The following is a 12,294-nucleotide window of genomic DNA, read 5'->3' on the forward strand; positions in this document are numbered from 1 at the left end:
GGCCTTGTAGATCGTTTCCATACCGCAATGCGGGTGGGTAGTGACGTGCATCCCGTCCTGACTCTAGATTGCCTGCGCATTACACAGGAGTAAGAGATCAGGACGGAGCCGTAGCAATGTCCGAACCATCCGGAACCTCCGGCCGGCCACCGGTGGTCACCACCACCCGTGTGATCGCCGGTGTCTGCCTCGTCATCCCCTTCGTCGCCATGCTCTGGGTCGGCTCGTACGCGAAGCTGACCCCGGAGTTCATCGGCATCCCCTTCTTCTACTGGTACCAGATGCTGTGGGTGTTCCTGTCCTCCGGACTGACGTACGCCGCGTACGTCCTGGTCCGTCGTGAGGAGCGGGCACGGAAGGAGGTCGCGAAGTGAAGGACGGGGTCAACGGCGTCGCACTCGCCGTCTTCATCTTCTTCTTCCTGGTCGTCACGGTCCTGGGCTTCCTCGCCGCGCGCTGGCGCCGGGCGGAGAACGCGCTGCACCTGGACGAGTGGGGCCTGGGCGGCCGCAGCTTCGGCGGCTGGATCACCTGGTTCCTGCTGGGCGGTGACCTGTACACGGCCTACACCTTCGTGGCGGTGCCGGCGGCGGTCTACGCGGCGGGCGCGTCCGGCTTCTTCGCCGTCCCGTACACGATCCTGGTCTACCCGCTGATCTTCACCTTCCTGCCGCGGCTGTGGTCGGTGTCGCACAAGCACGGCTACGTCACCACCTCCGACTTCGTGCGCGGGCGCTTCGGCTCCAAGGGCCTGTCGCTGGCGGTCGCGGTCACCGGCATCCTCGCCACGATGCCGTACATCGCGCTGCAGCTGGTCGGGATCCAGGCCGTCCTGGACGTGATGGGCGTGGGCGGCGGCGAGTCGTCCAACTGGTTCATCAAGGACCTGCCGCTGCTGATCGCCTTCGGTGTGCTGGCGGCCTACACCTACTCCTCCGGCCTGCGGGCGCCGGCGCTGATCGCGTTCGTCAAGGACACGCTGATCTACATCGTCATCGCGGTGGCGATCATCTACATCCCGATCAAGCTGGGCGGCTTCGACGACATCTTCGCCAAGGCCGGCGACGCCTACTCCCAGGTCAACCCCGCCACCGGCAAGCCGCGCGGATCCCTGGCCCCGGGCGACACCGCCCAGTGGGCGTACGGCACGCTGGCGCTGGGCTCGGCGCTCGCGCTGTTCATGTACCCGCACTCCATCACGGCCGTGCTCTCCAGCCGCAGCCGCGACGTCATCCGCCGCAACACCACCGTGCTGCCGCTGTACTCGCTGATGCTCGGCCTGCTGGCGATGCTCGGCTTCATGGCGCTGGCCAGCGGTGTCGGCGCCGGGGTCAAGGGCTACAACGGCCAGCTGGCGATCCCGCAGCTGTTCGAGAACATGTTCCCGTCCTGGTTCGCGGGCGTGGCCTTCGCCGCGATCGGCATCGGCGCGCTGGTGCCGGCGGCGATCATGTCGATCGCCGCGGCCAACCTCTTCACCCGCAACATCTACAAGGACTTCCTCAAACCCGACGCCACCCCGGCGCAGGAGACCCAGGTCTCCAAGGTGGTCTCACTGCTGGTCAAGGTCGGCGCCCTGGTCTTCGTCCTCACCATGGACAAGACGGTCGCGATCAACTTCCAGCTGCTGGGCGGCATCTGGATCCTGCAGACCTTCCCGGCCCTGGTCGGCGGCCTGTTCACCCGCTGGTTCCACCGCTGGGCGCTGCTGGCGGGCTGGGCGGTCGGCATGGTCTACGGCACCTGGGTGGCGTACGGCGTGGCCAGCCCGGCCCAGAAGCACTTCGGCGGCTCCTCCGACACCATCCCGGTCATCGGCCAGATCGGCTACATCGGCCTGACCGCCTTCGTGCTCAACGTCGTGGTGACCGTCGTCCTCACCTTCGTCCTGCGGGCCCTCAAGGCCCCCGAGGGCGTCGACGAGACCAGCCAGGCCGACTTCACGGCCGACGCCGGCGACCCGGGCGTGCAGAAGGACCTGCCGGTGGGCGCCGGTCACTGACCGCCGCACCGGCCACGAGCACGGGCCGCCGCCCTGGGACGGGGTGGCGGCCCGTCGTCATGCGGTACGGGCGGCCGGCACCGGGCAGCGGAAGGTGCGCCGGTACGCCTGGGGGGTGGTGCCCACCCAGCGGGCGAAGTGGTGGCGCAGGGTGGCCGCGTTGCCGAACCCGGCGCGCGCGGCGACGGCGTCCACCGTCTCGTCGGTGCCCTCCAGCAACTCCCGGGCCAGCAGGACGCGCTGGCCCAGCAGCCAGCGGTAGGGCGTCGTACCGGTCTCCTGCTGGAAGCGGCGGGCGAAGGTGCGCGGCGACATGTGCGCCCGGGCGGCCAGTTCGTCGACGGTGACCACGCGGTCCAGGTGCCGTTCCATCCACGCCAGGACCTCGCCCACGGTGTCGCAGCGGGTGCGCGGCAGCGGGCGGTCGACGTACTGGGTCTGGCCGCCCTCCCGGTGCGGCGGCACCACCATGCGCCGGGCGATGGCGTTGGCCACGTCGCTGCCCTGCTCCTTGCGCACCAGGTGCAGGCAGGCGTCGATCCCGGCGGCGGTGCCGGCCGAGGTGATCACCGGGTCCTCGTCCACGTAGAGCACGTCGGGCTCGACCCGCACCCGGGGGTAGCGCCGCGCCAGTTCCTCCGCGTGCTTCCAGTGGACGGCGCAGCGGCGGCCGTCCAGCAGGCCGGCGGCGGCCAGCGCGAAGACCCCCGAGCAGACGCTGAGCACCCGCGCCCCGCGTCCGACGGCACGGTTCAGCGCGTCCAGCAGCTCCGGCGGGTACTGCCGGTCCACATAGGAGTCGCCGGCCGGCACCGCGACCAGGTCGGCCTCCTCCAGCCGTTCCAGTCCGTGCCGGGTGCCGACGGTGAACCCGGCGGGTGTCGTCAGCGTCGGGCTCTCCGCGGAGGCCACGGCGAAGTCGTAGGCCGGCAGACCGTCGTCCGACCGGTCGATTCCGAACACCTCGCAGACGACCCCGAGTTCGAAGGGATGGACTCCGTCGAGCAGGACCACGGCCACGTTCTGCAGCATGCCTCCAGGATGGCAGACCGGCCGCCGGGGCGTGGCAGGATTTCGCGGTAGCACGTCAGTCCTGCCACTCCCGGCGGGACCGCGCGAGGAGGAGAGTCGAGGGCATGGAAACCTTCCTCGCCACCGTCACCGCACTGGTCTTCTTCCTGGCCCTGGCCCTCGCGGCCCTGACCGGACACGTCCACGACTCCCGCGACGGCCACGACTGGCACCGGTGAACCCGTCGCTCTGTAACCACGCCGACACAACATCTGGTGGTGTCACCAGCGGGCGCCACTAGATGTATGCTCAACTCCGCTGTCGCCGCAGGGGAAGCCGGTGGGAATCCGGGACTGCCCCGCAACGGTGTGCGGGCGCCCCAGGGCATACCCGCGAGTCCGAGTACCTGCCGACGGCACCGTCCGGCGCGCCGTCCGGACGGTGAAGTGTCCGGGCCTCGCGGGTTGGGCCGGCGGACGCGCCGCGGCATGCCCTGGCCTGCCCCGCGTGCGCCCCGTCGCTCCTCCGCGTCGCCGCCGTACGAGGGAGAGAGCACACGTGACCATCGCGCCCGCCGCACCCGCCACCGCATCGGACCCTGCCTCAACCGGGGCCGAACTGCTGCGCACCCTGACGGAACTGACCGCAGACCTCCCCGACACCGACCCCGGCCGGGTCGCCGCCGCCGCGCTGCGCGGCCGCAGCGCCGCCGCGGACGAGGCGGAACTGCGGGCGCTGGCCACCGAGGCCGCCGCCGGACTGATCGCGGAGGACCCGCAGTACTCGCGGCTCGCCGCCCGTCTGCTCACCCTCGCCATCGCCGACGAGGCGGCGGGCGAGGGCGCGGTCTCCTTCTCCGCGTCCATCGCCGTGGGCCACCGCGAGGGCCTGATCGCCGACGGCACCGCCGCCTTCGTCGCCGAGCACGCCGGCCGGCTGGACGCCCTGGTCGACACCGCGCTCGCCGACGGCGCCGACGACCGTTTCGGCTACTTCGGCCTGCGCACCCTGCACAGCCGCTACCTGCTGCGCCACCCGATCTCCCGCCAGGTCGTCGAGACCCCGCAGCACTTCATGCTCCGCGTCGCCTGCGGCCTGGCCGAGGACGGCACCAGCCGGTCGGTGGACGAGGTCGCGGCGCTCTACGGACTGATGAGCCGGCTGGACTACCTGCCCAGCTCCCCCACGCTCTTCAACTCCGGCACCCGGCACCCGCAGATGTCCTCCTGCTACCTGCTGGACTCCCCGCTGGACGAGCTGGACTCCATCTACGACCGCTACCACCAGGTGGCCCGGCTGTCCAAGCACGCCGGCGGCATCGGCCTGTCCTACTCCCGCATCCGCTCCCGCGGCTCGCTGATCCGCGGCACCAACGGGCACTCCAACGGCATCGTCCCGTTCCTGCGCACCCTCGACGCCTCCGTCGCCGCCGTGAACCAGGGCGGCCGCCGCAAGGGCGCGGCCTGCGTCTACCTGGAGACCTGGCACGCGGACATCGAGGAGTTCCTGGAGCTGCGCGACAACACCGGTGAGGAGGCGCGCCGCACCCACAACCTGAACCTGGCGCACTGGATCCCGGACGAGTTCATGCGCCGCGTCGACACCGACGGCACCTGGTCGCTGTTCTCCCCCGCCGACGTGCCCGAGCTGGCCGACCTGTGGGGCGAGGAGTTCGACGCCGCCTACCGCAAGGCCGAGGCCGCGGGCCTGGCCCGCAAAACCCTCCCGGCGCGGGAGCTGTACGGCCGCATGATGCGCACCCTCGCGCAGACCGGCAACGGCTGGATGACCTTCAAGGACGCCTCCAACCGCACCGCCAACCAGACCGCCGAGCCCGGCCGCGTCATCCACTCCTCCAACCTCTGCACGGAGATCCTGGAGGTCACGAACGACGGCGAGACCGCGGTCTGCAACCTCGGTTCGGTCAACCTCGGTGCGTTCGTGGGTGAGGACGGCTCGATCGACTGGGAGCGGCTGGACGCCACCGTCCGCACCGCCGTGACCTTCCTCGACCGCGTCGTGGACATCAACTTCTACCCGACCCGCGAGGCCGCCGCCTCCAACGAGCGCTGGCGCCCGGTGGGCCTGGGCGCGATGGGCCTGCAGGACGTCTTCTTCAAGCTGCGGCTGCCCTTCGACTCCGCCGAGGCCAAGGCGCTCTCCACCAGGATCGCCGAGCGCATCATGCTCGCCGCCTACGAGGCCTCCTGCGACCTGGCCGAGCGCCACGGCCCGCACCCGGCCTGGTCGCAGACTCGCGCCGCCCGCGGGGTGCTGCACCCGGACCACTACGACACCGCGGAGAACTGGCCGGAGCGCTGGGAGGCGCTGCGCGCCCGCGTCGCCGCCACCGGCATGCGCAACTCGCTGCTGCTGGCCATCGCCCCGACCGCCACGATCGCCTCGATCGCCGGCGTGTACGAGTGCATCGAGCCGCAGGTCTCCAACCTCTTCAAGCGCGAGACGCTCAGCGGTGAGTTCCTCCAGGTCAACTCCTACCTGGTGGCCGACCTGAAGAAGCTCGGCGTCTGGGACGCGCAGACCCGCGACGCGCTGCGCGAGTCCAACGGCTCCGTCGAGGGCTTCAACTGGATCCCCGCGGACGTCCGCGAGCTGTACCGCACCGCCTGGGAGCTGCCGCAGCGCGCCCTGATCGACATGGCCGCGGCCCGTACGCCGTACCTCGACCAGAGCCAGTCGCTCAACCTCTTCATGGCCTCGCCCACCATCGGCAAGCTCAGCTCGATGTACGCGTACGCCTGGAAGCAGGGCCTGAAGACGACGTACTACCTGCGCTCCCGCCCGGCCACGCGCATCGCCCAGTCCGCCCGCGCGGCCGCCCCCATCCCCGTGCAGGCGACGACGCCCGACGCCGACGCGATCGCCTGCTCCCTTGAGAACCCCGAGTCCTGCGAGGCCTGCCAGTGATGAGCTCCACCAAGAACCTGCTCGACCCGGGCTTCGAACTGACCCTGCGTCCGATGCGCTACCCGGACTTCTACGAGCGCTACCGCGACGCCATCAAGAACACCTGGACCGTGGAGGAGGTCGACCTCCACTCCGACGTCGCCGACCTCGCCAAGCTGTCCGCCGGCGAGCAGCACATGATCGGCCGGCTGGTCGCCTTCTTCGCCACCGGCGACTCGATCGTGGCCAACAACCTCGTGCTGACGCTCTACAAGCACATCAACTCCCCCGAGGCGCGGCTGTACCTGTCGCGGCAGCTCTTCGAGGAGGCCGTGCACGTCCAGTTCTACCTGACACTGCTCGACACCTACCTGCCCGATCCCGAGGAGCGCACGGCCGCGTTCGCGGCCGTGGAGAACATCCCCTCCATCCGCGAGAAGGCGCAGTTCTGCTTCCGCTGGATGGACTCGGTGGAGTCCATCGACCGCCTGGAGAGCAAGGCGGACCGCCGCCGCTTCCTGCTCAACCTGATCTGCTTCGCGGCCTGCATCGAGGGCCTGTTCTTCTACGGCGCCTTCGCGTACGTGTACTGGTTCCGCTCACGCGGCCTGCTGCACGGGCTCGCCACCGGCACCAACTGGGTGTTCCGCGACGAGTCGATGCACATGGACTTCGCGTTCCACGTCGTCGACACCGTCCGCGCGGAGGAGCCCGACCTCTTCGACGAGGAGATGGTCAAGCAGGTCACCGCGATGCTGGAGGAGGCCGTCGAGGCCGAGCTCCAGTTCGCCCGCGACCTGTGCGGCGACGGCCTGCCCGGCATGAACACCGACTCCATGCGCGAGTACCTGCAGTGCGTCGCCGACCAGCGCCTGGTCCGCCTCGGCCTGCCGGCCCGCTACGGCTCGGAGAACCCGTTCTCCTTCATGGAGCTGCAGAACGTCCAGGAGCTGACCAACTTCTTCGAGCGCCGCGCCTCCGCGTACCAGGTGGCGGTCGAGGGCACGGTCTCCTTCGACGACGACTTCTGATCCGCGCGTCCCCGCACCGCGGGGGTGGGGCCCGGCCGCACCGGCCGGGCCCCACCCGCGGTCACTTCAGGGCGACCGCGTCGGCGGCCGAGGTCACCTGGGCCGTCGTGGTCGTGCCCGGGAAGAACCAGCGCCAACTGCCCGCCGCGGTGGCGGTCACCTTGGTGCTCAGGCCACCGGTGCTGCTCGTGGTGGCCGTCTTGACGGTGCTCCACTTCGTGGAACCCGCCTTCTTGAACTGCAGCTTGACGGGCTGCCCGGCGTAGCCCCAGTACTTCAGGCTCTGCCAGCTCGCCCGCGTGAGCTTGCCCTTGACGGTGAGCGTGCGCCCCTTGACGACCGGCTCGGGCCCGGCGTCGGTGGTGAGCACCGAGGCGCGCTTCACCTTGAACCTGGCGATGTCGTCGCTGATCCAGTAGTCGCCGTCGTTGGCCTTCACCGTGGCGCTGACCTCCCAGACGCCCGCGACCCGGTTGGCGTTCCAGCCCGGGTTGCCCGCGCCGTACGAACGAATCGTGTCCGGGTGGATCTTCATCGTCGCGGTGCACACCGACGTGGTGGCGGTCTTCTTCTCGCAGCGGGTTCCGGTCCAGTCGACCGGACCGTCCGCGTGGGCCCTGCTGAAGGCGGAGATGTCGGAGATCCGCTTGACCCCCGAGTTGTCCCTGATCGTCAGGGCGATCGGGAACTCGATGACCTTCTTCGTCCCGACGATCACATTGGTGCCGTGGTCCACCACCGTCTTGATGACACGGATGTCCCCCCGCCCCTCCGCGTGGGCGGCCGGCGCCGTCAGGACGACCATCGCCGCAGCGCCCGCCGCGGCGGCCGTCAGCGCTCTGTGTCGCATGTCCCTCCCCTGTTCGTCCCCGGCGCGATCACACCGGGGGACGAACAGGTTAACGGCAGGCGTCGATCAGTCGTTCGGGACCGTCTCGTACTTCGGGGTCGACTCCGCCATCTGCTTCAGCGCGTCCTTGCGGTCGCGCTTGGAGAGCCGGTCGATGTAGAGGTAGCCGTTGAGGTGGTCGGTCTCGTGCTGCAGGCAGCGGGCGAAGAAGCCCGTGCCCTCGACGACGATGTCGTTGCCGTGCAGGTCCTGGCCGCGGCAGACCGCGTAGTCGGGGCGCGGCAGTTCGGCGTACGCGCCCGGCACGGACAGGCAGCCCTCGTTGCCGTCGTCGAGGACGCGGCGCTCGGCGGGGAGGTCGTCGACGACGGGGTTGACCACGTGGCCGACGTGGCGGACGCCGTCGTCGTCCGGGCAGTCGTACACGAAGACCCGCAGGGGCACGCCGATCTGGTTGGCGGCGAGGCCGACGCCCTCGGCGGCGTGCTGGCTGGCGAACATGTCGTCGATCAGCGCGGCCAGCTCGTCGTCGAAGGACGTGACCGTCGTGCACGGGTGGTGCAGCACCGGGTTGCCGACGACCGTGACGGGGCGGGCCGTGCCGCGCTCGCGGTGGGCGGCCTCGCGCTCCTCCGCGTCCGTCACGTCGTCGGTGAATGCGGTCTGCTCGGTCTCCTGCTGGGACATGGTCCGTCGTACGCCTTCCTGGGGCCTTCGCCAAAGCTCAATGGCCCATCAAGGGTACGTGCCCGCGGAGGGGTCAGCAGACCTCTTCGAGATCGCGCCAGTCACGGGTGTCCGGGCTGTCGGCGACCCAGCTGTCCAGCAGGCCCCGCACCAGCCCGACGGGGGCCGCGATGCCGCACTCGCGCTCGGGCGCCCACAGGGCGCCGGGGGTGCGGTGGCTGAGGTGGCCGGGGTGGCCGGGTTCGCCCTGGTCGTGCGGGTCGCGCGAGGCGTCGGAGCCGTCGTCGGTCGGCATCCGGCTCTCGGAGCAGGTGCGGCACAGCAGACGTACGGAGGACGACCAGTCCTCGGCGGCGTAGCCGGCGTCGGCGGCGAGCTGCTCCAGGGCGTCGCGGTCCGACTCGGTCGCCGCCTCCAGCAGGACGAGCCAGGTCGGCACGGGCGAGGGCGCCCACAGCTCGATCTCGTCGAAGACGGGGTAGGTGGCGCCGTCGGCGGTGCGCCGCTCGCCGTGCGGGACGCCGTCGTGCAGCACGACCTCGCCCCAGCGGCGGCCGGAGGACGGCAGCGGGATGCTCAGCACCTCGATGCGGGCCGGGTCGATCCGGCGGCCCCACACCACCTCCGCCTCGCCCTCCGGGGAGAGCCGCACCGCGGAGCTGCCCAGCGCCATCTCGACGGGGCCGGTCCCGGCGGCGTCGGGCCGCAGCCCGTACGCCTGCCAGGCGCGGCGGGCCAGCGGCCAGTCCTGGAGTGCGGTGGCGGCGATGCCGACGTTCCACCAGTCGGGGGCGCCGGGGGCGCGGTCCAGCAGGGCGACGGCCCGCAGGCCGGTGGTGCGGGCCTGCTCCCAGTCGTGCCGGAACTTGTGCAGCAGAGCGAGGTTGTACCAGGACTCCGAACGCCAGGGCTCCAGGTCGGCCGCACGGATGAGCAGCGCACCGGCGTCCTCGTACCGCCCGTCGCTGATCAGCGTGAACGCCCGGTCGGTCGCCTGCCGCCAGGTGGCGGACGGGCGATGCCGTGCCCTGCCGAAGATCCTCAAGGTGTCCCGCCTGCCGTTCGCGTTCGCTGGTGCTCCACGGTGCCCCGTCCGTTCCCCCACGTCCCGTGCTCAGCGGTGCTCATCAGTCCTCCTTGCCATCGGCAGGGCCTGTCACACACGGCCGGGCTCGTCGGTTTGGCAGCATCGGCGCCATGGTGCGCCTCTTGAGCGCTCTGCGCCTCTGCGGGCATCCAACCATGCCCCTTGGTGCGCCCGCTCATTACCGGTGGGTTCACTGCCCTGCCCGGGCAACGACCCTGGTCAGCGCCTCAACCACGCGAGGGTCGTATTCGTGCGCGGTATCGAGGCGTAACCGCTCCAGCGCCTGCAGCCCCCGGCCCACGGCCGTACCGCCTCCGGCCAGGTCCTCGTAGGCGTTGGCCGTACGCACGATGCGTCCGGCGAGCGGCTGCTCCCGGTACGGATCGGCCTGGCCCTCCACGATCCGCGCGACTTCCTCGGGGGCACCCGTCCGGCGTACGACCTCCGCCCCGAGCAGCGCGATGCGGCGGCGTTCCACCTGATCGAGGGATGAGGTGGCGCCGCCGGGCACGGGGTCGACGAGGGAGAGCTGGCCGATGTCGTGCATCAGCGCGGCGTGCTCCAGAGCCGCCAGCGCCTTGCCGCCCAGGCCGAGTTCGCGTCCCATGGCGTGGCTGAGGGCGCTGACCCGGCGGGCGTGCCCGGCCGGGGTGTAGCCGGCGACCTCGGTGGCGCGGGCCAGCGAGGCGATGGTCTCCCGGTGGGTGGCCCGGATCGCCGCGTGCCGCCGGAAGGCCGTCTGGGTCAGCAGCAGCGGCACCCCGCACACGGGCAGCGCCCACAGCCCGGCGGCCTGCTCGGCCTGCGCCAGCACGACCCCGCCGGCGCACACGGCCGAGCCGACGCCCGGCAGCACGGCCAACTCGTCGCGCAGGACGGAGGCGAAGGGATGCCCGGCGCGGGCGGCGCCCAGCACGGCGGCCAGCACGGCGTCGCAGAGGATCGTGCTGGCCAGCAGCAGGACGGCGTACCCCGGATGGCCGCCGCTGCCGCCGTACAGCGGCTGCGCGGTCGCGGCGGCGAACGCCACGGTCAGCACCCGGCGTGCCGCCGCGTCATGGGTCGCGCCCCGCAGTTGCCCGGCGACCACCGCGGCGGCGGAGACCGCCACGACGACCGCCACCGCCTCGGCCGCGAGCAGCGCGTAGGCGAGGGCGCCGGCGAAGGCGACGGGGGCGGCCTCCCGGCCCTCGGGCTCCGGGATCCGCAGCGCCTCGCCGACGACGACCAGCGCCCCGAACGCGGCTGCCGCCGCGGGATCGGCGACGCCGTGCACCGCCGTCCACACCGACGCGGCGCCGCCCACGGCGACCGCGAGCCCGTGGACGGCGAACACGACGGAGGGCGTGCGCCGGCGATGACGCCGGTGGTCGCCGCCGCCACGGCGTCCGGAGGCGCTCACGGGCGGGGCTCGGGGGTGCGGTGGGGCGGGGCCTCGCGACGGGCGTGGCGTCTGGCCTGCGCCGGGGCGAAGGGCTCCGGCTCGTCGGCGGTGACCGCCGGGTTCCAGCCCTCCCTGCGGACGGCGCGGACCAGGGCCTGCACCATGAGCGGGTCGAAGTGGCTGCCCGCGCAGCGGCGCAGTTCCCCCAGGGCGTCGTCGACGCCGCGAGTGGCCTGGTAGGCGCGGGTGGAGGTCATCGCGTCGAAGGCGTCGGCCACGGCCACCAGCCGCGCGGAGGACGGGATGGCCTCGCCCGCCAGGCCGTACGGATAGCCCGATCCGTCGAGGCGTTCGTGGTGGTGGAGGATCGCGGTGCGGGCGTCGTCGAGGAAGGCGATGCCGCGCACCATCTCGTGCCCGTATCCCGGGTGCAGCTCGATGATCCGCCGCTCCTCTGGGGTGAGCGGGCTGTCCTTGCGCAGCACCCGGGTGGGCACACCCAGCTTGCCGATGTCGTGCAGGATGCCGGCCAGCCGCAGGGCCTCCACCCGCTCGGGCGGCAGCCCGATCTCACGGGCGATCAGCGCCGACGCCCGGCCGACGCGCTCGCTGTGGCCCCGGGTGTAGCGGTCCTTGATCTCCACGGCCTGCACCAGCGCCCGCACCGTCGCCTGGTGCGCGGCCCGCTCGCGGCGCGCCTGGCCGACGACCCAGCGCGCGATGTGCGTCGGCAGCAGGGCCAGGACCGCGGCCACCGCCCCGTACGGGCCCTGCCAGAGCACCGCGGCCATGAGCCCCACCAGGCCGTAGGTGAGGTGCGGGGCGAGCGGCTCCAGCAGGGACTCCCGCCAGGCCGCGACGGGGGCGGTGCGCTCGGCGGTGACCAGCACGGCGGCGGTGAGGGCCGCGGAGTACAGGCAGAAGACGAGGACGGCGGCGAGCGCGGGCACCAGCAATCCCGGCAGCCGCGCGAAGGGGCCGTCCCCGAAGGCGGTGCGCACCTGGGCGGCGGCGGCCGTCGCCAGGGCGAGCTGCGCGGCGTGCCACACGCGGCGCACCGGGCGCGGCTCTCCCCGTACGGGCGCCAGCAGCCCGCCGGGCACGGCGACGAGAGCGGCCGCGCCCGGGGGTAACAGGAGCGCGGCCGTGAAGAGCACCGGGGGCAGTGACGCCCCCGTGCGTTCCCCCGCCGCGTAGAGCGCCGCCAGCACCGCGGCGGTCGCCCAGGGAGTGCCCTCGTGGGGGCCGGTGACGAGGGCGCCGCACGCCGACACCACGACGACCGGGATGTAGACCCGAGCCGCGACGGGGAGCATCCGGACCGCCCGCTTCGCA

General features: G+C 72.1%; 10 protein-coding genes and 1 riboswitch. Of the genes, 4 read left to right on the forward strand and 6 right to left on the reverse strand.

What is annotated here, in order from left to right; all coding sequences use genetic code 11:
- The first annotated feature begins 116 nt into the window (after positions 1-116).
- Positions 117-374 carry a DUF3311 domain-containing protein gene (locus tag ACFZAU_RS05535; protein WP_500459279.1) on the forward strand — a complete coding sequence of 86 codons (258 nt, stop codon included), beginning with the start codon at positions 117-119 and terminating at the stop codon, positions 372-374.
- Positions 371-2,002, forward strand: coding sequence for a monocarboxylate uptake permease MctP (mctP, locus tag ACFZAU_RS05540; protein WP_500551216.1), 1,632 nt, complete (start codon positions 371-373; stop codon positions 2,000-2,002). The genes ACFZAU_RS05535 and mctP overlap by 4 nt, the downstream gene beginning before the upstream one ends.
- 57 nt (positions 2,003-2,059) lie before the next feature.
- Here mctP and ACFZAU_RS05545 read toward each other — a convergent pair whose 3' ends face one another.
- Positions 2,060-3,034, reverse strand: coding sequence for a GlxA family transcriptional regulator (locus ACFZAU_RS05545; protein ID WP_500551217.1), 975 nt, complete (start codon positions 3,032-3,034; stop codon positions 2,060-2,062).
- Between the two features lie 247 nt (positions 3,035-3,281).
- A riboswitch (cobalamin riboswitch) is annotated at positions 3,282-3,441 on the forward strand.
- Positions 3,442-3,571: 130 nt separating this feature from the next.
- Between ACFZAU_RS05545 and ACFZAU_RS05550 the strand changes: the two genes are divergently transcribed.
- Both ACFZAU_RS05550 and ACFZAU_RS05555 read left to right on the forward strand, forming a co-directional pair.
- The gene (locus tag ACFZAU_RS05550) at positions 3,572-5,941 is read left to right on the forward strand and encodes a ribonucleoside-diphosphate reductase subunit alpha (protein ID WP_500551218.1); all 2,370 of its coding nucleotides are present in this window, start codon (positions 3,572-3,574) and stop codon (positions 5,939-5,941) included.
- A complete protein-coding gene (locus ACFZAU_RS05555; RefSeq protein WP_499606849.1) occupies positions 5,941-6,951 on the forward strand; it encodes a ribonucleotide-diphosphate reductase subunit beta in 1,011 nt (336 codons plus the stop codon). Before ACFZAU_RS05550 ends, ACFZAU_RS05555 begins: the two co-directional genes overlap by 1 nt.
- 61 nt (positions 6,952-7,012) lie before the next feature.
- Here the strand turns inward: ACFZAU_RS05555 and ACFZAU_RS05560 are convergent, their stop codons facing one another.
- The 5 genes from ACFZAU_RS05560 to ACFZAU_RS05580 form a co-directional block, all read right to left on the reverse strand.
- A complete protein-coding gene (locus ACFZAU_RS05560; RefSeq protein WP_500551219.1) occupies positions 7,013-7,801 on the reverse strand; it encodes a hypothetical protein in 789 nt (262 codons plus the stop codon).
- Between the two features lie 66 nt (positions 7,802-7,867).
- Positions 7,868-8,488, reverse strand: coding sequence for a peptide deformylase (gene def, locus ACFZAU_RS05565; protein WP_499606855.1), 621 nt, complete (start codon positions 8,486-8,488; stop codon positions 7,868-7,870).
- A 73-nt stretch (positions 8,489-8,561) separates the two neighbouring features.
- Entirely contained in the window at positions 8,562-9,533 is a 972-nt protein-coding gene (locus ACFZAU_RS05570) for a tetratricopeptide repeat protein (RefSeq protein ID WP_500551220.1), read from the reverse strand.
- Positions 9,534-9,765: 232 nt separating this feature from the next.
- Entirely contained in the window at positions 9,766-10,977 is a 1,212-nt protein-coding gene (locus tag ACFZAU_RS05575) for an HD-GYP domain-containing protein (protein ID WP_500551221.1), read from the reverse strand.
- Complete coding sequence (locus ACFZAU_RS05580) at positions 10,974-12,275, reverse strand: HD-GYP domain-containing protein (protein WP_500551590.1); 1,302 nt, start codon at positions 12,273-12,275, stop codon at positions 10,974-10,976. Before ACFZAU_RS05580 ends, ACFZAU_RS05575 begins: the two co-directional genes overlap by 4 nt.
- Between the last annotated feature and the right edge of the window lie 19 nt (positions 12,276-12,294).

The sequence above is a fragment of the Streptomyces sp. NPDC008238 genome, from assembly GCF_042956445.1.
Lineage (GTDB): Bacteria > Actinomycetota > Actinomycetes > Streptomycetales > Streptomycetaceae > Actinacidiphila.